Raw genomic sequence first — 24,621 nt, 5'->3', positions numbered from 1 at the left:
CAAAGGTGCGGTCAATTTATGCAGCAGACAACCAGGTCCCAGCCCGGCTCCGGCCCACCGGAGCATGGGCGCAGGACGGTACTCTCCTTGAAGCACGCAGCTAAGACGTTCGGCCCGGTGGTAGCCCTGGCCGACGGAACCATCGAAATCCTGGAAGGCGAGATTCATGCCCTGGTGGGCGAGAACGGCGCCGGCAAGTCCACCCTGGTTAAGATCCTCGCCGGCCTGCACCACCCTGATTCGGGCGACTTCAGGGTCGGCGGCGAGAGCGTCCAGTTCCGCAACGTTGCCGAGAGCAAAGCCGCCGGAATTTCCGTCATCTACCAGGAGCCCACGCTCTTCCCGGACCTGACCGTTGCGGAGAACATCTTCATCGGCCGCCAGCCCAAGGGCCGGTTCGGACTGATCAGCCGGGCCGCCATGGTCCGGGAGGCTGCCAAGCTTTTCGAGCGGCTCGGCGTCCCCATCGATCCGACGCGTATTGCCGAGGGCCTGTCCATCGCAGACCAGCAGATCATCGAGATCGCCAAGTCCATTTCGCTGGACGCCAAGGTGCTGGTGATGGATGAACCGACGGCGGCGCTTAGCGGGGTGGAGGTGGACCGGTTGTTCGCCGTTGCCCGCAGTCTCCGGGATAAGGGAACCGGCATCCTGTTCATCTCACACCGCTTCGATGAGGTATTCGATCTCTGCGACCGGATCACCGTGATGCGGGACGGCCGATACATCTCCACGCACCCGACTGTCGAAGTGACCGTGCCGCAGATTGTCCGCGAGATGGTCGGCCGGGACATCGGGGCGCTATTCCCCAAGACGCTTGCGGAGATAGGGGATGTGGTCCTGAAGGTGGACGGGCTCAGCCGGGCCGGGGTCTTCCGCGACATCAGCTTCGAGGTCCGTGCGGGAGAGATCGTGGCACTGGCCGGTCTGGTTGGCGCCGGCCGGACAGAGGTTGCCCGCGCCGTCTTCGGGATCGACCCCTACGACGCCGGCGATATCAACTTCGAGGGCCGGAAACTCAAACCACGGGATCCTCAGGCTGCAATTACCGCGGGCATGGGCTTTGTCCCGGAGGACCGCCGCAAGCAGGGCCTGGTCATGAACCTTTCCGTGGCCCGCAATGTCACCCTCACGCTGCGCAACCATCTCGCGACGGCCGGGTTGATCAACGGCGCCGCCGAACGCCGGGCGGCCCAGGACTGGAGCAAGCGGCTGCAGGTCAAGACCGGTTCGCAGGAACATGCCGTCTCCACGCTCTCGGGCGGCAACCAGCAGAAGGTGGTGCTCGCCAAGTGGCTGGCCACCGACCCGCGGCTGCTGATCATTGATGAACCTACCCGCGGCATCGATGTCGGCACCAAGAGCGAGGTCCACCGGCTCATTTCAGACCTCGCGGGCCGGGGAATCGCCATTCTGATGATTTCCTCCGAACTGCCCGAAGTCCTCGGCATGGCGGACCGGGTCCTGGTCATGCGCGAGGGCCGGATCACTGCCGAACTTGACCGCGCCGAGGCGAATCCAGAATCAGTTATGCACGCAGCAACTTCCGCAGGGAGGACCCCATGAGCTCCGCTCTGGACCACAAGAAAACCAAGACGACGACGTCACCGGCCGCCGGCAGCGCCCGCGGCGCCTTGACCTCGGTGTTGCGGCTTCGCGAACTGCCGGTGCTGATCGCATTGGCACTCCTGGTACTCATCACCTACCTGAACAATCCGCTGTTCCTCTCGCCCCAGGGCGTGAAAGACCTGCTGCTGAACGCCACTATCATCATGATCCTGGCGGCTGGGCAGACACTGCTGATCATCACCCGGAACATCGACCTCTCCGTCGGGTCCATGCTTGGCCTGGTTGCCTTCGGCACGGGGTTCATCTTCTCGGCCATGCCCGATTTGCCGATCATCGCGGTCTTCGCGATCGGGATGGCATTCGGGGCGCTGCTGGGAGCCTTCAACGGTCTCCTGGTGACGGTGGCGAAAGTGCCCGCGCTGGTCATCACCCTCGGGACGCTCTACGTGTTCCGCGGCATGAACAACGCCTGGGCAGGTGGTAAACAGTTCTTCGCCGGTGACCGCCCGGACGCCTTCGGCGCCCTTTCAGTGAACACCGTATTGGGATTCCCCATCATCACCCTGCTGGCCATCGTCGTCGTCATCGCGGTGGCGGTCTACATGTCCGGCACCCGTCCGGGCCGGGACCTGTACGCCATCGGCTCGGACCCGGATGCGGCCACGGCGTTTGGCATTAGGGTGTCCAAGCGCGTGTTCCTGGCTTTCCTGGCCAACGGTGCACTGGCCGGCCTGGCCGGTGTGCTCTACGCCAGCCGATTCAACTCCGTCGGTGCCACCACGGGGGCCGGCATGGAACTGGACGTGGTCGCGGCCGCCGTGGTCGGGGGCGTGGCAATCTTCGGCGGCAGCGGATCGGTGGCGGGGGCAGCCCTCGGTGCCGTGCTCCTGACAACCATCACCAGTTCCCTGACCGCACTGCGGGTAGACAAGTTCTGGCAGCAGGCCATAGTCGGCGTGCTGATTCTCACCGCCATTATCATCGACCGCGTGGCGAGCCTGCGCACAGCCAAGAAACTGCGGATAAGCGAGGCCCGGAATGTCTGAGATCATTTCCTCCACCAGCAGTGCATCAGCCCCTGTGGCTGACAGCACCAAACCCCTGGCCACTGAACCCAAGGGCAAGACCGGCGCCGCCAGGATCTTCGGCGGCCGGGACGCCTTGACCATCTATGCCCTGGTGGCGTTCCTGATTTACGCCGCCATCGCCATCCCGCGCTTCGCTTCGCCGGTCACCACCGGGTTCCTCCTGCTGGATGTCATTCCGGTATTGCTGATCGCGATGCCGATGACGCTGATCATCGTCACGGGCGAAATCGACCTCTCCGTCGCCAGTACCGCCGGCTTGACGAGCGCTCTCATGGGCGTGCTCTGGGCCGGCGGCATGGATATCTGGCTGGTACTGGTGATCAGCCTCTTGGCCGGGATCATCGCCGGAATGTTCAACGGCTTTCTGATCGCCGTCCTTGGCTTGCCTTCACTGGCGGTCACGATCGGCACCCTGGCACTCTTCCGCGGCCTGGCCCTGGTGGTCATCGGAGACAACGCGGTGGCCAACTTCCCGAAGGCGCTGACCGCCTTCTTCACCTCCAAACTTGGCGGAACCGGCATCCCGACGGTGATGATCGGCGTCGTCCTGGTGATGATCTTCTTCGGGGTTCTGCTGCACTTCACACCTTTCGGGCGCGGACTTTTTGCGATGGGATACAGCAAGGAAGCCGCCAGCTTTGTGGGCATCAAAGTGGCCCGCAGCAAATTCTGGCTCTATGTGGGATCCGGCGCAGTGTCAGCACTTGCCGGTATCTACTGGACGCTGCGCTACACCAGTGCCCGAAGCGACAACGCCTCGGGCCTGGAGCTGGCAGTCATTGCCGCCGTGCTGCTGGGCGGCGTATCGATCTTCGGCGGCAAAGGGTCCATCCCCGGCGTCATCGCCGGTGTCCTGCTGATCGGGACACTGAACTACGCCCTGCGGCTGGGACGGGTGTCCGACGTCGTCCTCATCACAGTGACCGGTCTGCTGCTGATCCTCTCCGTGGTGGCGCCGAGCATCGGCTCCGCCGTCAAAGAATGGCGGCACACCCGGCGCGTCCGCCGAAGCTTTAGCCAGAAATCGACCTGAACAACCGCTCACCAGCAACCGCGTCCGCACGGAACCGGATGCATTTATCGCACGAGGAAAAAGGAAGAACAATGATGTTGAACCGAAAGAACACAGGCCCGATCGGTCGTTTGGGGAGCCTGGTCGCGATTACCGCCGTGGCTGCGCTGGCCCTGACCGCCTGCAATGGCGGCTCGGGATCTGCCGGCGGCGGCAGCCCCGCCGCGGGAGGGGACCAGAAAATCACCTTCATCCCCAAGCAGCTGAACAACCCGTACACGGACGTTGTCCTAGGCGGCGGCAAGACAGGTGCCCAGGAGGCAGGCTTCGCCTCCTCGCAGGTCGTAGGCCCACTTGAGGCCTCGGCGTCCAGCCAGGTCTCCTTCATCAACGCCGAGACGCAGGCCGGCACGAATGTCATTGTGATCGCTGCCAATGACCCGGATGCCGTCTGCACCGCCCTGGGCGAAGCGCGTTCCGCCGGCGCCAAGATTGTCGCTTTCGACTCGGACGCCAACCCCGACTGCCGCGACCTGTTCATTAGCCAGGTGGTGGCAAAAGAAGTGGCTCTGATCCAGACGAAACTGATCGCCGAGCAGATCGGCGGCAGCGGCGAAATCGCCGTCCTGTCCGCCACCGCGAACGCCACCAACCAGAACGAATGGATCAAGTTTATGGAGGAGGAGCTGGCGTCCAACCCGGAGTACAAGGACATCAAGCTGGTGGCCAAGGTCTATGGCGATGACGACGACACCAAGTCCTTCCAGGAAGCGCAGGGTCTCATGCAGGCCCACCCGAACCTGAAGGGCATCATCTCTCCAACCACGGTGGGCATTGCCGCCACCGGCCGGTACCTCTCCACGTCCGCGTACAAGGGCAAGGTGGCGCTCACCGGGCTCGGCCTGCCCAATGAAATGCGCCCATTCGTGAAGGACGGCACCGTCAAGGAGTTCGCGCTCTGGGATCCGGCACAGCTCGGCTACGTTGCAGCCTTCGCGGGAAAGGCCCTGGCAGACGGGAAGATCACCGGAGCAGTCGGGGACAAGTTCACTGCCGGTGAACTCGGCGAACGCACCATCGAAGAGGGCGGACTGGTAATCGTCGGCCCGCCGACGGTCTTCAACGCCGAAAACATCGACAAGTACCAGTTCTAGCGGATCGGCGTCCGGCCCGCGTTAGCTTCCGGCACGCCGCTGCCGTTCCTATCCGCCGGGCAGGCGGTGCCGCGCCACGGCCCGCCTGCCCGCCGGGGCTCACGCATTCCCTTGACTTTGCCGTGCCAAAGAAAGACTTACCATGACGAACCAGACGCAATCCGCCGCCCGGCTGCTGCAGCCGCACCGGCGCCGGTCCACCCGCATCGGATTGGTCTCCGGCGGGCTGGGCGCCTACTGGCCCCAGTTTCCGGAACTGCTGCCGCAGCTGCAGGACTCCGTCCGTTACGTCACCGGCCGTTTCCAGGAACTTGACGCCGAAGTCATTGACACCGGCTTCATCTCCGACGCCCAGGAAGCCGGCGCGGCCGGTGAAAAGCTGCGCATCGCTGACTGCGATCTGATCGTCATCTTCCTGACCACTTACCTGACCTCCTCCATGGTGCTGCCCATCGCCCAGCGGGCCCAGACCCCCGTCCTCGTGATCGACCTGCAGCCCACCGAAGCGATGGACCACGCCAACTTCGATACCGGCAAGTGGCTCGCCTACTGCGGCCAATGCCCGGTGCCCGAGGTCGCCAACGTCTTCCGCCGTGCCGGCATCGACTTCCGCTCCGTCTCCGGACACCTGAAGCAGGAATCCGCCTGGGAGAGGATCAACCGGTGGGTCCACGCCGCCGGCGTCCGCGCCCGGCTGCGGAACGCCCGGCACGGGCTCATGGGCCACCTTTATCCGGGCATGCTTGATGTCGCCACCGACCTGACCACCGTCTCCACGACCTTCGGTTCCCATGTGGAGGTGCTCGAATTCGATGACCTGCGCGAACGGGTCAACGCCGTCACCGAAGCGCAGGTGGCCGAACGCCTTGAGCTGGCACGCGGACTTTTCGTGCTGGATGATTCGGTGCACGACGACGACTTCGCCTGGGGCGCCAAAGTATCTGTGGGTCTGGACCGACTCGTGGAGGACTTTGATCTTGACTCGGTGGCCTATTACCACCGCGGGCTGGCCGGAGAACAGCACGAGCGACTGGGTGCCGGTATGATCCTGGGCTCGTCCATCCTCACTGCCCGCGGCATCCCCATGGCCGGCGAATTCGAATTGCGGACCTCCATCGCCATGCTCGCAGCACAGGCCATCGGCGCCGGCGGTTCCTTCACCGAAATCCAGGCCCTGAACTTCTTCGACGACGTGGTGGAAATGGGTCACGACGGACCGGCGCATCTGGCCGTGTCCGCGCAGGACCCGCTGCTGCGCGGACTGGGTGTCTACCACGGTAAGCGCGGCTGGGGCGTCTCGGTCGAATTCGATGTGCGGCACGGACCCGTCACCACCTTCGGCCTCGGCCAGGACCCGGACGGCAGCTACGTCTTCATCACCTCCGAGGGCGAAGTAGTTCCCGGCCCGCTGCTGGCAATCGGCAACACCACCTCCCGCGTGGACTTCGGTGGGGACCCCGGACTCTGGGTGGATCAATGGAGCCAGACCGGCATCGGCCACCACTGGGCGCTTTGCGTGGGTCACCGCGCGGCCGATATCAGGGCTGCAGCGTCCCTGCTGGGCATCGAACACCGGAACGTGGTGCTCTCATGAGCACCCGGCGCGTCTGCTTCCAGCTCCAGCTTAAAGCCGGTCTCATCGAGGAATACACACGGCGCCACGCCGCCGTGTGGCCCGAAATGCTGCAGGCCCTGAAGTCCGCCGGCTGGAACAACTATTCACTCTTCCTCCGCGCTGACGGGCTCCTGATCGGCTACCTCGAAACCGAGAACCTCTCCGAGGCCCAAACGCGGATGGCCGCTACGGAAGTCAACGCCCGCTGGCAGGCGGAAATGTCCGGGTTCTTCGAAGACCTCGACGGAGCCCCCGATGCGGGATTCCTCCAACTCGCAGAAGTATTCAACCTCGAGGACCAACTGGCCGCCGCGGCAGACCTCACCCACCCAGCATCCAAAGGAGACTGACGTGTCTATCCCCACCGACGTTCTGACCACGCTCGAACACCAGAGCATCGAACTGCCCTCCTGGGCCTTCGGTAACTCCGGCACCCGCTTCAAGGTATTCGCCACGCCCGGAACCCCGCGCACCATCGAAGAGAAACTCGCCGATGCCGCCCAGGTGAACGCCCTCACCGGCATGGCCCCCGCGGTTGCCCTGCACATCCCTTGGGACAAAGTGGACGACTACGTTGCCCTGGCGGACTACGCCGCCGGTCTGGGCGTGAAACTGGGAACAGTCAACAGCAACACTTTCCAGGACGACGACTACAAGTTCGGCAGCCTCACGCACAGCGACCCGGCCGTGCGCCAGAAGGCCGTCGACCACATGTATGAGTGCCTTGAGGTAATGAACCAGACCGGCTCGCAGGACCTGAAGGTCTGGCTCGCGGACGGTACCAACTACCCGGGGCAGGGCAATATGCGCTCCCGCCAGGATTGGCTGGCTGAATCCCTGCGCAAGGTCTACGACCGGCTCGGCGACGACCAGCGGATGGTGCTGGAGTACAAATTCTTCGAGCCGGCCTTCTACCACACGGACGTTCCCGACTGGGGCACCTCCTACGTGCACTGCCTGGCGCTGGGCGAGAAGGCGAAGGTCTGCCTGGACACCGGCCACCACGCGCCGGGCACCAACATCGAGTTCATCGTGGCGCAGCTCCTGCGGCTGGGCAAGCTCGGTTCCTTCGACTTCAACTCGCGCTTCTACGCCGATGACGACCTGATTGTCGGCGCAGCGGATCCGTTCCAGTTGTTCCGGATCATGGCCGAAGTGGTCCGCGGAGGTGGACTGGAGCCAGCCGCCGGCGTCGCGTTCATGCTGGACCAGTGCCACAACATCGAGGGGAAAATCCCGGGCCAGATCCGCTCCGTGCTTAACGTGCAGGAAATGACGGCACGGGCACTGCTGGTGGACACCGTCGCCCTGGAGGCAGCGCAGAACTGCGGCGACGTGCTGGCCGCGAACGCGGTGCTGATGGACGCGTTCTACACCGATGTCCGCCCCGACCTGGCCGAATGGCGTGAATCCCGCGGCCTGCCCGCGGACCCGATGGCAGCCTTCGCCGCCAGCGGATACCAGGAAAAAATCAATACCGAACGCCAAGGCGGCCACCAGGCCGGATGGGGAGCCTAAGACCATGACGAATCCAACAATTGACCAACTGATAGCCCGTTCCAACCGCCTCGGCGCGGACAAGCGGAACACCAACTTCGCCGGAGGCAACACTTCCGCGAAAGGCACCGAAAAGGACCCGGTAACGGGCGACGACGTCGAGCTCCTTTGGGTGAAGGGGTCCGGCGGCGATCTGGGTACTTTGCAGCCGGAAAACCTCGCCGTGCTCCGTTTGGACCGGCTCAAGGCGCTCAGGAACACCTACCCGGGCGTTGAGCGCGAAGACGAGATGGTGGCCGCGTTTGATTACTGCCTGCACGGCAAGGGCGGCGCCGCACCGTCGATCGATACCGCCATGCACGGGCTCGTGGACGCCGCACATGTGGACCATCTGCACCCGGACTCGGGCATCGCTATTGCCACAGCGGCGGACGGCGAGGCGCTGACCACCAAGATATTCGGCTTCAAGGTTCTCTGGGTTCCGTGGCGCCGGCCCGGTTTCCAGCTGGGCCTGGACATCGCCGCGATCAAGGACGCCAACCCGCAGGCCATCGGCACCATCCTGGGCGGCCACGGCATCACCGCCTGGGGCGCCACCAGCGAAGAAGCCGAGGCCAACTCGCTCTGGATCATCGGGCAGGCCGAAAAGTTCATCGCGGAGAACGGCAAAGCCGAACCCTTCGGTGCCAAGCTGGCCGGCTATGGCGCGCTCCCGGAAGCGGAAAGAAAAGCCAAAGCCGCCGCACTCGCCCCGGTGATCCGCGGCCTGGCCTCCACCGACAAGCCGCAGCTGGGGCACTTCAGTGATGACGCCGTCGTGCTTGACTTCCTGGAAGCCGCCGAACACCCGCGCCTGGGCGCCCTAGGCACGTCCTGCCCGGACCATTTCCTGCGCACCAAGGTCAAGCCGCTGATCCTGGACCTGCCGGCGGACGCCTCGATCGAGGATTCCATTGCCCGGCTCCACGAGCTGCACGCGGACTACCGCGAGGACTACCAGGCCTACTACGACCGGCACGCGGTTGCCGACTCTCCGGCGCTGCGCGGCGCGGACCCGGCCATTGTGCTGGTCCCGGGCGTGGGCATGTTCTCGTTCGGCGCGAACAAGCAGACCGCCCGCGTTGCCGGCGAGTTCTATATCAACGCCATCAACGTGATGCGCGGTGCCGAGGCGATCTCCACCTATGACCCGATCGAGGAGTCCGAGAAGTTCCGGATCGAATACTGGTCCCTCGAGGAAGCCAAGCTCGCACGCTTGCCGAAACCGAAGTCGCACGCCTCCCGCATTGCGCTGGTCACCGGCGCGGCGTCGGGCATCGGCAAGGCGATCGCCACCCGGCTGGCGTCCGACGGCGCGTGCGTAGTTATTGCCGACCTGAACCTGGAGAGCGCCCAGGCCGTCGCCGCGGAGTTGGGCGGCGCGGACGTCGCCATCGGCGTCCAGGCGGACGTGACCGACGAAGCGCAGATCGCAGCCGCGATCCAGGAGGCGGTGCTGGCGTTCGGTGGCCTGGACCTGGTGGTCAACAACGCCGGCCTGTCCATCTCCAAGCCGCTGCTCGAAACCACCGAGAAGGACTGGGACCTGCAGCACAACGTGATGGCCAAGGGCTCTTTCCTGGTTTCGAAGGCCGCGGCGAAGGTCATGATCGCCCAGGACATGGGCGGGGACATCATCTACATCTCCTCCAAGAACTCCGTGTTCGCGGGCCCGAACAACATCGCCTACTCGGCCACCAAGGCTGACCAGGCCCATCAGGTCCGGCTTCTCGCGGCCGAACTCGGCGAATACGGCATCCGCGTCAACGGCATCAACCCCGACGGTGTGGTCCGCGGCTCCGGCATCTTCGCCGGCGGCTGGGGCGCCAAGCGCGCCGCGGTCTACGGCGTGGACGAGCAGGAACTCGGCAAGTACTACGCCCAGCGCACCCTGCTCAAGCGCGAAGTCCTGCCCGAGCACGTGGCCAACGCCGCCGCGGTCCTCACCAGCAACGAACTGTCCCACACCACCGGCCTCCACATCCCCGTGGACGCCGGGGTGGCAGCAGCCTTCCTCCGATGAGCAGAACCGCATCCCATGCACAGGGCGGTGTCGACGGCGGCGGTACTTCCGCCCGCAGCGTGTTCGCCGCCGTCGACATCGGTGCCTCCTCCGGCCGGGTCATCCTTGGCCGGATCACCGGTTCCATCGTGGAGCTGGAAACGGTGCACCGTTTCCCCAACGGTGTGGTGGAGCTCGACGGTGGCCTCCGCTGGGATTTCGACGCCCTGTTCGCCGAGGTACTGGCGGGCCTGAGCGCCGCCGCCACTGTGGCGGCGGTGCAGGGCGAGACCATCATGAGCATCGGGATCGACACCTGGGCGGTGGACTACGGCCTGGTCAACGCCGCCGGCGAGCTCACGGCCCAGCCGTACAGCTACCGTGATGACCGCAGCCGGGCCGCCGTCGCGTCCGTACACCGGAAACTGGACCCAGCCCGGCTCTACGGCACCACCGGGCTGCAGTTCCTGCAGTTCAACACCCTGTACCAGCTGGCCACGGAGCGGGATCTGGACGGTCTGCAGGCGCTGCTGATCCCGGACCTCATCGCATTCTTCCTGACGGAACAGCGCCGCACGGAATCCACCAACGCCTCAACCACAGGTCTGTTTGACGCCGTCGCGGGGGAGTGGGCCTCCGAGTTCCTCACCGCCCTGGGCCTGCCCAAAAACCTGTTCCCGCCGCTGATCGAGCCCGGCGAAACCGTAGGCACGCTGCTGCCGGAGATCGCGTCCAGGGTGGGTCTGCCGGCCGGCACCAAGGTGGTGGCCGTCGGCTCGCACGACACCGCCTCCGCCGTCGCCGCCGTCCCGTCTGAGAAAGAGAATTTCGCGTACATCTCCTCGGGCACCTGGTCTCTGGTGGGGCTGGAACTGGATCAGCCGGTCCTGACCGAGGCCAGCAGGGCAGCGAACTTCACCAACGAGCGCGGCGTGGACGGCACTATCCGCTACCTGAGGAACATGGGCGGGCTATGGCTGCTCAGCGAATGCCAGCGGACCTGGGCCGCGGAGGGCTTCATCCCGGAACTCGCTGATCTGCTGGCCGCCGCAGCGGCGTTGCCTCCGGGTGGCCCGCAGATCAATCCGGACGATTCCGCCTTCATCGCCCCGGACAACATGCCGGAGCGCATCCGCGCCACAGTCCGCCACACCGGGGAACAACTGCCTGATGACCCCGCGGCCATCACCCGCTGCATCATGGACAGTCTCGCCACGGGCTACGCGCGCACCATCGCGGACGCCGAACGCCTGGCAGACCGCACCGTGGACATCGTCCACATCGTGGGCGGCGGATCCCAAAACAGACTCCTCTGCCAACTCACGTCCGACACCACCGGCAAAAAAGTGGTGGCCGGGCCGGTGGAAGCGACCGCCCTCGGCAACATCCTGGTCCAAGCCAGGGCCGCCGGGCACGTCAGCGGGGGGCTCACGGAACTGCGCCGACTGGTGGTGTCTTCGCACGAGCTGCAGACGTTCACGCCGCAGCTTTCGCGGCTGTAGCACCCGCCACCCAGCAGCACCTATCAAGCGCGACAGGACCGGACAGCAGCATGCCCCTCTTCGACCTTCCCCTTGACCAGCTCCGCGGCTACACCTCGAGGGTCACGCCGCCCGCCGATCTGCAGGACTTTTGGGACGCCACGCTCGACGAGGCCCGGACGTTCCCGCTCAACGCAACGTTCGGGCCGGTCGAGAACCACCTGTCGGTCATCGACACCTTCGACGTGACGTTCGCCGGCTACGGCGGTGCACCCATCAAGGGCTGGCTGCACCTCCCGGCGAATCGGCGCGCCGGAAGCCGGCTGCCCGTCGTCGTCCAGTACGTCGGCTACTCGGGCGGCCGCGGCCTCGTCAACCAGGACACCAAATGGGCGCAGGCCGGCTATGCGCATTTCATCATGGACACCCGCGGCCAGGGCTACGGCGGGATCCTCGGCCAAACGGCGGATCCCCACCCGTCCGCGGGCGAGGTGGCCTACGCGGGGCTGATGACCAGGGGTGCCGGCAGCCGCGAGGACTACTACTACCGCCGCGTGTACGTGGACGCGTTCCGTGCGGTGGAAGCTGCCCAGTCCCACGCTGAGGTGGACCCGTCGCGCGTGGTCCTGGCGGGAGTCAGCCAAGGTGGCGGCATCGTGGTGGCGGTTGCGGGGCTGGTGGCGGGCAGGCTCGACGGCGTCATCGCCGCGCTGCCCGACGTCCCCTTCCTGCAGGACTTCCCCAGGTCCATAGACATCGCGGCCCGCGGCCCCTATCCGGAAATCGCGGCGTTCCTGGGCAGGCACCGGGACCGGTATGAGCCGATGCTCGCGGTCCTGAACTATTTCGACGGCGTCAACCTTGCGCGGGCGGCCACCGCACCGGCCCTGTACTCGGTGGCGCAGATGGACGATGTCTGCCCGCCCTCCACCGTGTTCGCCAGCTTCAACGCCTACGGCAGCGGCTCCGCGGCACAAAAGGATATCGAGGTCTACCGGTTCAACAACCACGAGGGCGGCCAGGGGCACCACTGGATCGGGCAGCTGCAGTACCTCCGCGAGCTCCTGGCCTGACTCTCAAGTGACCAAGTAGGTAGCGCCATCTGTCGTTTTGGACGCTCAAAACGACAGATAGCGCTACTCAGTTGGGGGACGAGCGACTGACTTAAGCCCGGATTTCCATGTGTGACGGCCGTGATTTTGCGGCTGTCACAGCCCGCGGTTATGGTTTGCCTATGACAAACCGTTGGTATGCGTATTTTTCGTTGGCTCTGGAGGAGCCCGCGTCTAACTGACACGCATCCATCTTCCTTCAGAGCCAACAGGGCAGAGATCATTCTCTGCCCTTCGCCATTTCTCCGGCGGGTTCTGATCTGGGCCCGCTTCCTATCTGGAACAGGACCCGAACATGAGCACCGCGACAGCCACTCCCTCAAAATCCACGTCCAATCTGCGCGTCAGCGAATTCACGCCGCTGCCCACGCCCCAGGAGCTCATCGCCGAGCTGCCCCTGGATGCCCGGGTGACAGACGTCGTCGAGCGTGGCCGCGACGAAGTCCGGGCCATCATGGACGGCGTGGATGACAGGCTGCTGGTCATCGTGGGCCCGTGCTCCATCCACGATCCCAAGGCTGGACTGGAATACGCCCGCCGCCTGGTCAGCCAGGCCGAGAAGCACCGTGGCGACCTCCTGATCGTGATGCGCACCTACTTCGAAAAGCCCCGCACGACGGTGGGCTGGAAGGGCCTGATCAACGATCCTCGCCTGGACGGCAGCCATGACATGGTCACCGGGCTCCGGACCGCCAGGGAATTCCTGCAGCAGGTCACCGCGCTGGGACTGCCCACCGCCACCGAATTCCTGGAACCCATCAGCCCCCAGTACATGGCGGACCTCATCTCGTGGGGAGCCATCGGGGCGCGCACCACCGAGAGCCAGATCCACCGCCAGCTTGCCTCCGGTCTCTCCATGCCCATCGGCTTCAAGAACGGGACCGACGGCGACCTCCAGGTTGCGCTCGACGCGTGCGGCGCCGCCGCTGCCGCCCAAGCATTCCTGGGGATCGACGGCGATGGCCGGGCCGCGCTGGTGGCCACTGCCGGGAACCCGGACACCCACGTCATCCTCCGAGGTGGACGGAAGGGCCCCAATTACTCAGCGGCCGACGTCGAAAGCGCCTCCGCCAAGCTCGCCGGCAAGGGGCTCAACCCCCGGCTGATCGTGGACGCCAGCCACGCCAACAGCGGCAAGAGCCACCACCGGCAGGCGGAAGTGGCGCTGGAAATCGGCGCACAGCTGGAGGACGGCGGCGAGGCGGCACAGGCCATCGCGGGTGTCATGCTGGAGAGCTTCCTGGTGGGCGGAGCCCAGAACCTGGATGTCACCGAGCATGCGGCGGGCCGGGCGGAACTGGTCTACGGGCAGAGTGTCACGGACGCGTGCATGGATTGGGACGTCTCCGTTTCGGTCCTCGATCAGCTCGCGGCGTCCGCCCGGAAGCGCCGGACCGCTTAATGATTGCCCGGATGACTTTCACTACAGCCCCATGAACCTCTAGAGTATCTAACACATGGTTGGTGGATGGCTCAGCATCGGCACACCGAAATATGAATCAAAGCTGGGGTACTGTCGTCATCCATCAGCAAAGGAATAGGGAAATGTCCGCAGAACAGAACTTCTCGAACGCGAAGTTCCTGACCGTGGCCGAAGTGGCCGAGGTCATGCGCGTCTCCAAAATGACCGTCTATCGGCTGGTCCACTCCGGCGAAATGCCCGCCGTGCGTTTCGGCCGGTCGTACCGGGTGCCGGAGAGCGCCGTCGAGCAGTACCTCAAGGGTGCTGTGGTGGACGGGCACTCCGAAACCGCCTGAGCATTACCTGCGGTCAGTGGGCATCGCCAAGAAGCGGTACCCTGTTAAGGAACGTTTTACGTCATTGTAAGAATCTGTCAGTTGTTTCAGTCTGTAGCTCTGTCCACGGACCATTTCCATCAGACAGGTACTGCATCTAGTTTGTGAGGAACTTTCGTGGGTTCAGTTATTAAGAAGCGTCGCAAGCGTATGGCCAAGAAGAAGCACCGCAAGTTGCTTCGTAAGACCCGTCACCAGCGCCGCAATAAGAAGTAGAGATACTTCGACAAGCGTGAAATGCCCGTTGCCTATCCGGCAGCGGGCATTTTTTGTCTCCGCGAGGTCGCCATCGACGTTTCACCGTCGCTTAGCGTTCAGCCTTTCCCAACCCTCGCAAGCTCGGGCCGGGACCCGCGGGCTTTCACTTCCGCCGATAGGCGGTCCGGCGGTCGCTGGGCGACCTCTGTCCCGCGATCGACGGCGATGCGCTCCTACGCGAAACATCGACGGCGACCGCTGTGGCGGCAGCTTATGCCCGGGGGCCGCGCATCCGGGAGTATCCGCGCCAGAGCCCGTAGACGGCGCCGCCGGCCGTTGCTGCCTTGAGCCCCAGGGTGGCGGCGCGGCGGCCCGCACGGAAGTCGTAGACCGGCCAGTTGTTGTCCCGAGCGTGGCGGCGGAGCCTGGCATCAGGGTTGATGGCTACCGGGTGCCCCACGAGGGTCAGCAGCGGGATGTCATTATATGAGTCGCTGTAGGCCCAGCACCGCTTGAGGTCCAGGCCTTCGGCGTGGGCCAGGGCCTGCACTGCCACTGCCTTGGCGGAACCGTGCAGGATGTCGCCCACCAGCCGGCCGGTGTACATGCCGTCGGCAACCTCGCCCACGGTGCCCAAGGCTCCGGTCAGGCCGAGCCTGGTGGAAATGACCGCGGCAACCTCGATGGGGGTTGCGGTAACCAGCCAGACCCGCCGGCCCACGCGCAGGTGCTGCTGCGCCAGTGCCTTGGCGCCGGGCCAGATCCTGGACGCGATCATTTCGTCGTAGACCTCTTCGCCCAGGGCCTTGACGTCTTCCACGGTGATGCCCTCGGCGAGGGTGAGGGCGGAGTCGCGGACAGCGTGGACATCGTCCATGTTCTCGCCGCGCGCCACAAATTTGAACTGCTTCCATGCGAACCCCGCAGCCTGCGTCAGGGTGAAGGCGCCGCGTTGGTGCATCTTGCGGGCAACATGGAAGAGGCTGGCGCCTTTCATGAGGGTGTTATCGACGTCGAAGAAGGCGGCTTCGCCGGTCTGCATCAACGCATCCGGCTGGGTCACCACAGCGACGTACTTCTCCTCGGGCATGTCCACGAGTCTAGTCAATACTCGGTGACCAAGATTTCAGTGCCAGCGCGAGTGCCAGCGCTCGCCCGGATACCCGCGTCGCCGTACGCCCCGCCGTCGGCCGCTGTCCTCTGCCCAGCTCTCTGCCCTGAAGGGCGATACGGTTAAGGCATGGCAAAACCCGAGGTAGTCCTCATCACCAAAGCAGACTGTCACCTGTGTGCAGGAGCGCGCGACGCCGTCGGACGCGTTACTGCCTCGCTGGGACTCGGGTGGACGGAACAGCAGGTGGACGAGCTGCCGGAACTGCGTGAGCGGTACGCGGAGGAAATCCCCGTAGTCCTGGTGGATGGAATCCAACGCGATTTCTGGAAGATCGACGAAGCCCGGCTGGAGCGCGTCCTCAAACGCGCCATGGCCCAATCGGAAAGCGGCCTCGCAGAATGACACCGGCTTTGTTGGCACCAGCGGCGGGGCTCTAGAGTGGAGTCACGACGCGATGGGATGGAGGGGATAGTGACTTCACTGGATCCATCTCCCCATGCTGTCCAAGGTACAGAGGCTGGCCACAGTACACAGCCCGTCCACGGTGCCGAGTCCACCAAACAAATACCGCCCGCAGCGGTGGCCCGGCTGACCATCTACCTGCGCGCCCTTAACACGCTGCTGTCCGACGGCGTCGAACGGGTATCTTCGGAATCGCTGGCGGAAGCGTCAGGAGTGAGCTCGTCAACCCTTCGCAAGGACCTTTCCTATGTGGGTTCCTACGGCACGCGCGGAGTGGGCTACGAAGTGCAGTACCTGAGCCGTCACATCTCCGCAGCCCTAGGGCTGACCCACGACTGGAAGGTCGCCATTGTTGGCGCGGGTAACCTCGGCAAGGCCCTGGCCCGTTACGGCGGCTTCGAGTCCCGCGGGTTTGACGTCGTGGCAATTTTCGACGCCGACCAGATGGTGGTGGGCAATGAAGTCGGCTGGCTGCGCGTCAGCGACGCTGCGGACATGGAGGCCGTGTTGCAGCGGACGGGCGCCAACATGGTGGTCCTGGCACTTCCGGCCCACGTGGCGCAGGCCGTGTGCGACCGCGTGGTGGCGGCCGGCGTCCGCAGCATCCTGAGCTTCGCCCCCGTTATGCTGCAAGTCCCCGAGGGCGTCAACCTCCGCAAGGTGGATATGGCCACCGAACTGCAGATCCTCGCCTATCACGCACAACGGGCGCAGACCCCGGACCAGACCGCCTAGTTCGTCGGCGGCTGATGGGGCCCACGTCCGTTAGGGTGTGGATGCGACTCGTTGGTACTACTGCCCGTAGGGGTTGCCAGGCGTGGTGCCCGGGGCGCCGTACGGGTTAGCGAACGGCTGCTGCTTGCGGAAGTAAGGTGCCGCGGCCGGCAGGTAGAGCAGCACGATCGCTGCGATCCCGGCCAGCGTCCCCACGGTTCCAAGGCTCGGTGGTCCGAAGAGGCCGAAAATGGACAGTGCCGCGAAAACGGTACCGAGGATGCGGGCCCAGTTCTTGCCCTTACGGACGAAGAACGCCACCAGCGCGTACAGCCCAGCGCCGATGATGGCGAAGACCACGAGCGACCCGGCGAGGACACCCTTGAAATCGTCAAAGGCAAACTCCGTGCCGGTAGCGCCACCGCTGCGCATGGCGTCTTCGAAGGCGCGGCGCATCGCCGGGTCATCGAGCATGCCAATGCCCATCAGCAGGCTGATGACATACACAACACCCGCGCCAATCAGCAGCCAGAACGAGATGTTGACCAGCTGGGGAACCCCGTTGGATCCCGTGGCCTGCGGCTGCTCGGACGGGTACTGCGTGTAAGGGGACTGCCCGTACGGCTGTTGACCATAAGGCGGAGGCGTGGGCTGGCCGAACTGCGGCGGGTTGTTCTGGCCATACTGCGGGGCGTTTTGCCCGTACTGCGGTCCGTTTTGCCCGTACTGGGGTGCCGGGGGAGTCTGCTGGCCATACTGCGGTGCGTTTTGCCCGTACTGGGGCGCCGGCGGTGTGGGCTGCCCGAACTGCGGGCTGTTCTCGCCGTATCGGGGCGCTGGCGGCTGGTTGCCGGGCTCGGGCTCGTTCGGAACGGGAGGCGGGACAGGCGTGCTCATGAGCGGTCCTTTGCAGGTCGGATGTCAGTTCGGCTGCTGGGTGCAGTCCAACTGGCCTGCCCCCAGTACGGCTTACTTCCCACCGTACCCCCGGCGGGTGCCGCGGGGGATCATTCCGGAGAGGTATTCCCACAGAACTCAGCGGGGGTCGCGCAAGACTGTGTTTCTACTGGATCCGGTCTACGCGCGGCCCTTGGCGGCGTTGAACCAGGCCTGCGAGTTCGGCAGCCACATGAGCACCGTTGCCGCGGCGCTGATGAGGAAGCCCAGCCAGTTGTTGCCGATGCCTTGGCCCATGCCGCCGCCGCCCACGCTGCCGCCAAGCACGGCGAGCACCAGCGAAACGCCGGCCACGATGGTCAGCGCAAGTCTTGCCCATTCCTTGCCCTCCTTCATCTTCAGGACCAGGACAATCTGGGCCGCCGCCAGGGCCAGTGCCACCAGGACGAGCAGGAGGACCACAACGGCCAGCCCGGGTGCCACGACGAACAACGCCAGCGAACCCAACACGCCGAACAGGCCGCCAAGGACTCCCAGCATGCCGCCGATGAGCCAGATCCAGTACGAGACCTTGAGCTCGGTGGGCAGCCCGGTCACGCTGAACATGCCGGAGAACCCGGCCTTGGGCATAACGTCGTTGAAGTTGCGGGGGCCGTCGGTTGGCATCTCAAAACGGAAGCCGCCCGGCTGGCCCGGCTGGTTGTATGGCTGGCCGGGCTGCGGGTAGGCCTGGCCCGGCGCGGGATAAGCCTGGCCCGGCTGCGGGTAGGCGGGTGGCGGCTGGTAGCCGGCCGGAGGAACGTTCCGGGCAGGAGGAACGTGGCCGGCAGGCGGCTGAGTGGCAGGCGGCTGAGTGACGGGCGGCTGGGCGCCGGGTTGCTCGGCGTCGGGCTGCTGGGGCTGCTGGGGCTGCGGTACTTCACTGTTGCTCATGGGTCACACTGTAGACCGCGGATCCGCCGGTATCTAGGGGATAAAACAAAGCACCCCGGCCGCCAGATTCCGGGGAAACATGGCGGCCGGGGTGCTTCAGGAAGAAAACTATGCTGCGGGTGCGATGAACGCGAGCTCCAGGTTGACGGCAACCTTGTCGCTGACCAGCACGCCGCCGGCTTCCAGCACGGCGTTCCAGGTCAGGCCGAAGTCCTTGCGGCTGATGGTGGTTTCGGCGGAGACGCCGGCGCGGGTCATGCCGAACGGGTCCACGGCCACGCCGTTGAACTCGGTCTCAAGGGCAACGGGGCGGGTGACGCCCTTGATGGTGAGGTCCCCGGTCAGCTCGTAGCTGTTGCCCTTGGCCACGAGGCTGTTGGAGACGAAGGAGATTTCCGGGAAGGCCTCGACGTCGAAGAAGTCTTCGCCGCGGACGTGGCCGTCGCGGTTGACATCGCCGGAGTCGAAGCTGGCGGTCTGGATGGTGGCGCTGATTTTGGAATCGGCCACGTTGTCGGCGAGGTCCAGGGTTGCCACGGCATCCTTGAACTGGCCGCGGACCTTGCTGATGCCTGCGTGCCGGACGGTGAAGGCGATCTCGCTGTGCGAGTTGTCAAGGGTCCAGGTGCCGGTGGTGACGTCTGCGGGAAGAGTCATGGTGTTTCTCCTTGGGTTTGTCGGGTGGTACGTCCGGATAGCTTGACGCTTCATCTGTTGAATCCTCAACTATCCGCTGCATCCAGTATAAACATGCATTTGCATGTTTTGTTCCCCGTTCCGGAACATTTTTCCAAAAGTTTGAGTTCTACTGGATGTAGAAGATTTCGGATAGCACGCCATCTTTGAGAAACTGGTAAACATGCCCCAATCCACTGTCCATCTGCTCCGCCACGGCGAGGTCCACAATCCTGACCGCGTTCTGTACGGCAGGCTGCCCGAATTCCACCTCTCCGAGCTGGGCCGCGAAATGGCGCAGATGCTCGCCGCCCACTTCGCCGAACGTGCCGCGCGCGGGGCAAGGATCGTCTATCTCGCGGCGTCGCCGCTGGTCAGGGCGCAGGAAACAGCGGCCCCCACGGCGGAGGCGCTTGGTCTGGAACTCCACACGGACAGCCGCATCATTGAAGCGGAAAACTACTTCCAGGGCATGAAGGTCACCAAGGCCGAGCTCCGGAAGCCCAAGCACTGGCCCCACCTGGTCAACCCGTTCCGGCCGTCCTGGGGCGAACCGTACAAGGCACAGGCCGCGCGCGTCATGTCAGCTGTTGAGGACGTCCGGCTCCGGGCCATCGAACTGGCCGCCGGGGACTACGGAACCGATGGCCCGGAAGCCATCATGGTCAGCCACCAGCTCCCCATCTGGGCCACCCGCCTCAGTGCCGAAGGCAGGCCGCTGTGGCATGACCCGCGCAAACGCGAGTGCACGCTGACGTCCATCACCTCCCTGGTGTTCGACGACGACGGCTCGCTCCTGCGCGTTGAGTACAGTGAGCCCGCTGCCGTACTTCTTCCCGGTGCCGCCAGCACCCCCGGAGCCTGACATGACTGGCCCTCGCGCAACGTCCCGCGCAATTTCAGGCACAGCGTCCCGCCGTGCCGTTCTCGCGGCCGGCGGGGCCGCCCTGACCGCCCTGACCCTGGGCCTGTCCGCCTGTGCGCAGGAAGACGCCCTCGCCAAGCAGGCCAAAGCCGGCGACAACAAGAACTACGTGGCCGGGGACGGCTCGGTGACCGAGTTCACCGCGGCGGACCGCAAGGCCGCCGTCGCCATTAACGGCACGCTGTTCAACGGCACCCAGATAGCCCCCGCGGACTTCCAGGGCAAGGTGACGGTCCTGAACTTCTGGTTCGCCGCCTGCGCACCCTGCCGCGTTGAAGCACCCATCCTGGAAGAGCTGCACAAGGACTTCAAGGACCAGGGCGTGCAGTTCTTCGGCGTCAACCTCCGCGATGAAAAAGGCACCGCAGAGGCCTTCGACAAGACCTTCAACCTGACCTACCCCAGCTTCGACGACAAGAACGGCGGCGTGCTCCTGGCCGTTTCCGGCCTGGTCCCGCCGGGGGCAGTCCCCACCACGCTGGTCCTGGACAAGCAGGGCCGCGTGGCCTCGCGCGTGCTGGGCGAAATCCAGAAGGGCACCCTCAAAGCCCTCATCACCGCCGCCGTGGCAGAGTAGCGGCGGCCCGGACCGTGAACAGCCCCTTCGCCGAAACCATCCTGAACGGCTCGCTCCTGCTTGCCATCCCGGTGGCGCTGCTCGCCGGCCTGGTGTCCTTCCTGTCGCCGTGCGTGCTGCCCCTGGTGCCCGGCTACCTAGGCTACGTCACGGGCCTGAGCGGCGTGGACCTGGAGAAGCAGAAGCGCGGCCGGATGCTGGCGGGCATCGGGCTTTTTGTGCTGGGGTTCTCGGTGATTTTCGTGCTTCTGGGCGGCGCGTTCGGCCAGCTCGGCACCCTGATCACCGGCTCGCAGAATGCCTGGATCACACAGCTCCTGGGGCTCCTGGTCATCCTCATGGGTGTGGTGTTTATGGGCGGTTTCGGCTGGCTGCAGCGTGATGCGAAGATCCATGCCAAGCCGCCGGCCGGCCTGTGGGGCGCGCCGTTGCTGGGCCTCACGTTCGGCCTGGGATGGGCCCCGTGCATCGGCCCCACCTACTCCGCCGTCCAGCTCCTGAGCCTGTCCGGCGGTTCCTCCGCCGCCAAAGGTGCCCTCCTGGCATTTGTCTACAGCCTGGGCCTGGGCATCCCCTTCCTGCTGATCGCCCTGGCGGTGCGACGCGGCATGGGCGTGATGTCCTTCTTCCGCACGCACCGCCTGGCCATCCAGCGGATCGGCGGCGGGATCCTGGTGGTGCTGGGCCTGCTGATGGCCAGCGGCGTCTGGGGCACCTGGGTCACCGAATTGCAGTACTGGTTCCAAACCGATGTGAAGTTGCCGATCTGATGAGCGAGCGCGTGAAAGAAAACAAAAAGTCCCCGGCACCCGTTGCCGCCGCCAAAACTGAGGCGGCGCTGCCAGTCCTGGGGCCGGTGGAGATGCTGCGCTGGGCCTGGACCCAGCTGACCAGCATGCGCACGGCGCTGTTCCTGCTGCTGCTCCTGGCCATCGCCGCGGTGCCCGGTTCGCTGTTCCCGCAGCGCCCGGCCAACCCGTCCATCGTGACGCAGTACATCAAGGACAACCCGGACTACGGGAAGCTGCTGGACACCCTGCAGCTCTACGACGTCTACTCGTCGGCCTGGTTCTCGGCCATCTACATCCTGCTGTTCATCTCGCTGATCGGCTGCGTGGTCCCGCGCGCCATCGCCCACTACAAGGCCATGCGCTCCCAGCCGCCGCGGACCCCCAAACGTCTCTCCCGCCTCCCCGAGTACGGCACCCTGGTGGTTCCCGCCGACGCCGGCCTCCCGGCGTCGGACGCCATCCGCAGTGCCGCCGGGGTGCTGAAGAAGCGCGGCTACCGCGTTGACGTGAGGGACGACGACGGCGCGCGGCCGTCTTTGGGCGCCGAGCGCGGCTTCGCCAAGGAAGTGGGGAACCTCGTGTTCCACACGTCGCTGATCGGCGTGCTGGTTTCGGTCGCCGTGGGCGGCCTGTTCGGCTACAGCGGCCAGCGCATCCTGGTGGAGGGCGACACCTTCGTGAACACGCTGGTGGGCTACGACCAGTTCACCCCCGGCGCCAACTTCCAGTCCAGCCAGCTGCAGCCGTATTCCATCCAGCTGGACAAATTCGACGTCTTGTTTGACCGCGAATCACCAGGAAAAATCGGCCAGCCCATCGACTTCAACGCCGAAGTCACCACGCGGGAAACCCCGGACTCGCCCGCCAAGCAGGAAGTCCTGAAGGTCAACGATCCCGTGACCCTGGGCGGCACCAGCATCTACCTCACCGGCAACGGCTACGCGCCCGTGGTGACCATCCGTGACGGCGCCGGCAACGTGGCCATGCAGGGTCCCGTGGTGGCCAAGCTCCAGGGTGACAACTACTACTCGTCCCTGGTGATCAAGGTCCCCGACGCACGGCCCGAACAGCTGGGCTTTGTGGGGTTCTTCCTGCCCACGGCGTTTATCACCGAGGAGGGGGTGTCCTTCAGCGGCGATCCGGACCTTTTCAACCCGCAGCTGACCCTGAACTCGTACTTCGGGGACCTTGGCCTGGACGCTGGCTCGCCGCAGAACGTCTTTGAACTGGACGTCAGTGACCTCACGCCGCTGAACGCCCGCAACCTGGACGCCGGCGGCATTACCCTGGCTCCGGGCAGCACCTACACCCTGCCGGACGGCAAAGGCAGCATCAGCTTTGACAGCGTGAAGCGCTACGTGGGCGTGGACATCCACCACAACCCGGGCCAGCTCTACGCCCTCATTTTCGCGCTGCTGGCCGTGGGCGGCCTGATCGTCTCGCTCTACGTGAACCGGCGCCGCGTCTGGGTGCGGACCGGGACCCACGAGGACGGCCGCACCATGGTGGAGTATGGCCTGCTTGCCCGCGGTGAGGACCACCGGCTCGCCGCGGAAGCGGTTGCCGTCAGGAAGCTGCTGTCCGAAGAGTGGCAGCTTGCGGATTCTGATTCCGGCGAATCTGCTGACGATTCCGACTCCAGCGTCACCCAGCAAACTCCCAGCCGCCAGGGCGATAATGGCGCAGACTCGCTCACCACCCCAGCGGGCCCCACCGGGCCGAAAAAGGACCAGTAATGCCGTTCGCCATCAACGAAACCATGGGCCAGTACAGCGAGCTGTTTATGCTGCTCGCCGCCGGCACGTACACCGTGGCCTTCATCGCCTTCGCCTGGGACCTCGCGAAGAGCAGCAGGGCGCTGCGCGCCATTGACCTGAAGGCGGCCGAGGCTGCCGGAACCAAGGTGCCCGCGATGGCCGGCACTTCTGCTGGCTCAGCCGCGGTAGCCGACACTGTGGCAACCAACAGGGTGGACTCGCACCTGGCCGGACCCGTGGGCCGGGCCGAGCGGCCGTCGTCGTCCGTGGCCAAGCGGGGCGGCGACGCTTCCGGGGCAGGGCAGACGGCCGACGCCGATATGCGCTACGCGGCGGAACGCCGCGTTCCGGCGCGGGTCGCCGTTGCCCTCACCGTTCTCGGCGTGCTGATCCATGCCGCCGGCGTCATCACGCGTGCCGTGGGTGCAGGCCGGGTGCCGTGGGGCAACATGTACGAGTTCCTGACCACCGGCGCCTTTGTGGCCGTGGCCGTTTTCCTGCTGGTGCTGATCCGCCGCGACCTGCGGTTCCTGGGCACGTTTGTGGTGGGCCTGGCCATCATCATGCTGGTGGCCGCCTCGGTTGCTTACTGGACCCCCGTGGGCCACCTGGTCCCTGCGCTGCAGAGCTACTGGCTGATCATCCACGTCTCCATCGCGGTGCTCTCCTCCGCACTCTTCACCCTCACGTTCGCCATGTCCGCCCTGCAACTGGTGCAGTCCCACCGGCAAAAGACGGTGGCTGCCGGTGGTGCTGACAAACTTGGTTTTATGCGACTGGTTCCCTCGGCACTGAGCCTGGAAAACCTGTCCTACCGCATCAACGCCATCGCCTTCATCGGCTGGACCTTCACCCTCATGTTCGGTGCCATCTGGGCTGAAAAAGCCTGGGGCCGGTTCTGGGGCTGGGACACCAAGGAAGTCTGGACCTTCGTGATCTGGGTGGTCTACGCGGGCTACCTGCACGCCCGCGCCACACGTGGCTGGACCGGCACCCGCGCCGCGTGGCTGTCGATCGTCGGCTACCTCTGCGTGGTCTTCAATTTCACCATCGTCAACCAGTTCTTTAACGGTCTGCACTCCTATTCGGGCCTCTGAACTGGGGTTTCTCCGGCTGTCCTTGGCAACGGTCGACTGATACGCCAATCGATGTATGAATAAGGGTGTTGCCCCGCAGACGGTGATGCTACCTTGGTGGGAGTTGTCAGTGATG

General features: G+C 65.2%; 24 protein-coding genes. 20 read left to right on the top strand and 4 right to left on the bottom strand.

The window, feature by feature from the left end:
* Positions 1-18 precede the first annotated feature (18 nt).
* From ACX80X_RS15410 to ACX80X_RS15350, 13 genes are all read left to right on the top strand, one after another.
* Entirely contained in the window at positions 19-1,566 is a 1,548-nt protein-coding gene (locus ACX80X_RS15410) for a sugar ABC transporter ATP-binding protein (protein WP_459312549.1), read from the top strand.
* On the top strand, positions 1,563-2,615 hold the full coding sequence (locus ACX80X_RS15405; protein ID WP_459312547.1) for an ABC transporter permease: 1,053 nt from the start codon (positions 1,563-1,565) through the stop codon (positions 2,613-2,615). The genes ACX80X_RS15410 and ACX80X_RS15405 overlap by 4 nt, the downstream gene beginning before the upstream one ends.
* On the top strand, positions 2,608-3,690 hold the full coding sequence (locus tag ACX80X_RS15400; protein ID WP_459312545.1) for an ABC transporter permease: 1,083 nt from the start codon (positions 2,608-2,610) through the stop codon (positions 3,688-3,690). The genes ACX80X_RS15405 and ACX80X_RS15400 overlap by 8 nt, the downstream gene beginning before the upstream one ends.
* Positions 3,691-3,761: 71 nt before the next feature.
* Positions 3,762-4,823, top strand: coding sequence for a rhamnose ABC transporter substrate-binding protein (gene rhaS / locus ACX80X_RS15395; protein WP_459312543.1), 1,062 nt, complete (start codon positions 3,762-3,764; stop codon positions 4,821-4,823).
* 142 nt (positions 4,824-4,965) lie between these two features.
* Positions 4,966-6,417 carry an arabinose isomerase gene (locus ACX80X_RS15390; RefSeq protein WP_459312541.1) on the top strand — a complete coding sequence of 484 codons (1,452 nt, stop codon included), beginning with the start codon at positions 4,966-4,968 and terminating at the stop codon, positions 6,415-6,417.
* Positions 6,414-6,788, top strand: a complete 375-nt coding sequence (locus tag ACX80X_RS15385; protein ID WP_459312539.1) for an L-rhamnose mutarotase — start codon at positions 6,414-6,416, stop codon at positions 6,786-6,788. The genes ACX80X_RS15390 and ACX80X_RS15385 overlap by 4 nt, the downstream gene beginning before the upstream one ends.
* A gap of 1 nt (position 6,789) precedes the next feature.
* The gene (gene rhaI / locus ACX80X_RS15380; protein ID WP_459312537.1) at positions 6,790-7,956 is read left to right on the top strand and encodes an L-rhamnose isomerase; all 1,167 of its coding nucleotides are present in this window, start codon (positions 6,790-6,792) and stop codon (positions 7,954-7,956) included.
* A gap of 4 nt (positions 7,957-7,960) precedes the next feature.
* On the top strand, positions 7,961-9,997 hold the full coding sequence (locus tag ACX80X_RS15375) for a bifunctional aldolase/short-chain dehydrogenase (protein ID WP_459312535.1): 2,037 nt from the start codon (positions 7,961-7,963) through the stop codon (positions 9,995-9,997).
* A complete protein-coding gene (locus tag ACX80X_RS15370; RefSeq protein ID WP_459312533.1) occupies positions 9,994-11,478 on the top strand; it encodes a rhamnulokinase in 1,485 nt (494 codons plus the stop codon). Before ACX80X_RS15375 ends, ACX80X_RS15370 begins: the two co-directional genes overlap by 4 nt.
* A 50-nt stretch (positions 11,479-11,528) precedes the next feature.
* Complete coding sequence (locus tag ACX80X_RS15365; protein WP_252599875.1) at positions 11,529-12,530, top strand: acetylxylan esterase; 1,002 nt, start codon at positions 11,529-11,531, stop codon at positions 12,528-12,530.
* A gap of 334 nt (positions 12,531-12,864) precedes the next feature.
* Complete coding sequence (locus ACX80X_RS15360) at positions 12,865-13,971, top strand: 3-deoxy-7-phosphoheptulonate synthase (protein ID WP_252610635.1); 1,107 nt, start codon at positions 12,865-12,867, stop codon at positions 13,969-13,971.
* Between the two features lie 143 nt (positions 13,972-14,114).
* Positions 14,115-14,327, top strand: a complete 213-nt coding sequence (locus tag ACX80X_RS15355; protein WP_058931377.1) for a helix-turn-helix domain-containing protein — start codon at positions 14,115-14,117, stop codon at positions 14,325-14,327.
* A gap of 156 nt (positions 14,328-14,483) precedes the next feature.
* On the top strand, positions 14,484-14,582 hold the full coding sequence (locus ACX80X_RS15350; protein ID WP_003792170.1) for a 30S ribosomal protein bS22: 99 nt from the start codon (positions 14,484-14,486) through the stop codon (positions 14,580-14,582).
* 253 nt (positions 14,583-14,835) lie between these two features.
* Here the strand turns inward: ACX80X_RS15350 and ACX80X_RS15345 are convergent, their stop codons facing one another.
* Entirely contained in the window at positions 14,836-15,654 is an 819-nt protein-coding gene (locus ACX80X_RS15345; RefSeq protein ID WP_252610633.1) for an HAD family hydrolase, read from the bottom strand.
* A gap of 150 nt (positions 15,655-15,804) precedes the next feature.
* On the opposite strand from ACX80X_RS15345, the gene ACX80X_RS15340 reads away from it, so the two are divergent.
* Together ACX80X_RS15340 and ACX80X_RS15335 are read left to right on the top strand one after the other, a co-directional pair.
* Positions 15,805-16,080 (top strand): glutaredoxin family protein, encoded by a 276-nt coding sequence (locus tag ACX80X_RS15340; RefSeq protein ID WP_252599877.1) that lies wholly within the window; start codon positions 15,805-15,807, stop codon positions 16,078-16,080.
* Between the two features lie 69 nt (positions 16,081-16,149).
* Positions 16,150-16,875: a redox-sensing transcriptional repressor Rex gene (locus tag ACX80X_RS15335; RefSeq protein WP_374209912.1), complete on the top strand. Its 726-nt coding sequence runs from the start codon at positions 16,150-16,152 to the stop codon at positions 16,873-16,875.
* Positions 16,876-16,932: 57 nt separating this feature from the next.
* Here ACX80X_RS15335 and ACX80X_RS15330 read toward each other — a convergent pair whose 3' ends face one another.
* The 3 genes from ACX80X_RS15330 to ACX80X_RS15320 all read right to left on the bottom strand — a co-directional run bounded on the left by ACX80X_RS15330 (position 16,933) and on the right by ACX80X_RS15320 (position 19,341).
* A complete protein-coding gene (locus ACX80X_RS15330; protein WP_252599879.1) occupies positions 16,933-17,751 on the bottom strand; it encodes a hypothetical protein in 819 nt (272 codons plus the stop codon).
* Positions 17,752-17,931: 180 nt separating this feature from the next.
* Positions 17,932-18,684: a hypothetical protein gene (locus tag ACX80X_RS15325; protein ID WP_252614074.1), complete on the bottom strand. Its 753-nt coding sequence runs from the start codon at positions 18,682-18,684 to the stop codon at positions 17,932-17,934.
* A gap of 108 nt (positions 18,685-18,792) precedes the next feature.
* Entirely contained in the window at positions 18,793-19,341 is a 549-nt protein-coding gene (locus ACX80X_RS15320) for a YceI family protein (RefSeq protein ID WP_252599881.1), read from the bottom strand.
* 202 nt (positions 19,342-19,543) lie between these two features.
* On the opposite strand from ACX80X_RS15320, the gene ACX80X_RS15315 reads away from it, so the two are divergent.
* The 5 genes from ACX80X_RS15315 to ccsB are packed head-to-tail and all read left to right on the top strand — an operon-like array spanning position 19,544 to position 24,506.
* Positions 19,544-20,224: a histidine phosphatase family protein gene (locus tag ACX80X_RS15315; protein ID WP_252610629.1), complete on the top strand. Its 681-nt coding sequence runs from the start codon at positions 19,544-19,546 to the stop codon at positions 20,222-20,224.
* A gap of 1 nt (position 20,225) precedes the next feature.
* Complete coding sequence (locus ACX80X_RS15310; protein WP_252599883.1) at positions 20,226-20,861, top strand: TlpA family protein disulfide reductase; 636 nt, start codon at positions 20,226-20,228, stop codon at positions 20,859-20,861.
* A gap of 14 nt (positions 20,862-20,875) precedes the next feature.
* Positions 20,876-21,631, top strand: a complete 756-nt coding sequence (locus ACX80X_RS15305) for a cytochrome c biogenesis CcdA family protein (protein WP_058931385.1) — start codon at positions 20,876-20,878, stop codon at positions 21,629-21,631.
* A complete protein-coding gene (gene resB, locus ACX80X_RS15300) occupies positions 21,631-23,388 on the top strand; it encodes a cytochrome c biogenesis protein ResB (protein WP_252610627.1) in 1,758 nt (585 codons plus the stop codon). Before ACX80X_RS15305 ends, resB begins: the two co-directional genes overlap by 1 nt.
* The gene (ccsB, locus tag ACX80X_RS15295; RefSeq protein WP_252599885.1) at positions 23,388-24,506 is read left to right on the top strand and encodes a c-type cytochrome biogenesis protein CcsB; all 1,119 of its coding nucleotides are present in this window, start codon (positions 23,388-23,390) and stop codon (positions 24,504-24,506) included. The genes resB and ccsB overlap by 1 nt, the downstream gene beginning before the upstream one ends.
* Positions 24,507-24,621: the final 115 nt, after the last annotated feature.

The organism is Pseudarthrobacter sp. MDT3-1 (assembly GCF_054510755.1).
Note: the sequence above shows the minus strand (reverse complement) of the source record. Positions and strands in the feature narration are given on the sequence as shown.

Coding starts and splice junctions, on each gene's coding strand:
- ACX80X_RS15410 (WP_459312549.1), top strand. CDS start 19: ATGCAGCAGACAACCAGGTCCCAGCCCGGCTCCGGCCCACCGGAGCAT.
- ACX80X_RS15405 (WP_459312547.1), top strand. CDS start 1,563: ATGAGCTCCGCTCTGGACCACAAGAAAACCAAGACGACGACGTCACCG.
- ACX80X_RS15400 (WP_459312545.1), top strand. CDS start 2,608: ATGTCTGAGATCATTTCCTCCACCAGCAGTGCATCAGCCCCTGTGGCT.
- rhaS (WP_459312543.1), top strand. CDS start 3,762: ATGATGTTGAACCGAAAGAACACAGGCCCGATCGGTCGTTTGGGGAGC.
- ACX80X_RS15390 (WP_459312541.1), top strand. CDS start 4,966: ATGACGAACCAGACGCAATCCGCCGCCCGGCTGCTGCAGCCGCACCGG.
- ACX80X_RS15385 (WP_459312539.1), top strand. CDS start 6,414: ATGAGCACCCGGCGCGTCTGCTTCCAGCTCCAGCTTAAAGCCGGTCTC.
- ACX80X_RS15375 (WP_459312535.1), top strand. CDS start 7,961: ATGACGAATCCAACAATTGACCAACTGATAGCCCGTTCCAACCGCCTC.
- ACX80X_RS15370 (WP_459312533.1), top strand. CDS start 9,994: ATGAGCAGAACCGCATCCCATGCACAGGGCGGTGTCGACGGCGGCGGT.
- ACX80X_RS15365 (WP_252599875.1), top strand. CDS start 11,529: ATGCCCCTCTTCGACCTTCCCCTTGACCAGCTCCGCGGCTACACCTCG.
- ACX80X_RS15360 (WP_252610635.1), top strand. CDS start 12,865: ATGAGCACCGCGACAGCCACTCCCTCAAAATCCACGTCCAATCTGCGC.
- ACX80X_RS15355 (WP_058931377.1), top strand. CDS start 14,115: ATGTCCGCAGAACAGAACTTCTCGAACGCGAAGTTCCTGACCGTGGCC.
- ACX80X_RS15345 (WP_252610633.1), bottom strand. CDS start 15,654: ATGCCCGAGGAGAAGTACGTCGCTGTGGTGACCCAGCCGGATGCGTTG.
- ACX80X_RS15340 (WP_252599877.1), top strand. CDS start 15,805: ATGGCAAAACCCGAGGTAGTCCTCATCACCAAAGCAGACTGTCACCTG.
- ACX80X_RS15330 (WP_252599879.1), bottom strand. CDS start 17,751: ATGAGCACGCCTGTCCCGCCTCCCGTTCCGAACGAGCCCGAGCCCGGC.
- ACX80X_RS15325 (WP_252614074.1), bottom strand. CDS start 18,684: ATGAGCAACAGTGAAGTACCGCAGCCCCAGCAGCCCCAGCAGCCCGAC.
- ACX80X_RS15320 (WP_252599881.1), bottom strand. CDS start 19,341: ATGACTCTTCCCGCAGACGTCACCACCGGCACCTGGACCCTTGACAAC.
- ACX80X_RS15315 (WP_252610629.1), top strand. CDS start 19,544: ATGCCCCAATCCACTGTCCATCTGCTCCGCCACGGCGAGGTCCACAAT.
- ACX80X_RS15310 (WP_252599883.1), top strand. CDS start 20,226: ATGACTGGCCCTCGCGCAACGTCCCGCGCAATTTCAGGCACAGCGTCC.
- resB (WP_252610627.1), top strand. CDS start 21,631: ATGAGCGAGCGCGTGAAAGAAAACAAAAAGTCCCCGGCACCCGTTGCC.
- ccsB (WP_252599885.1), top strand. CDS start 23,388: ATGCCGTTCGCCATCAACGAAACCATGGGCCAGTACAGCGAGCTGTTT.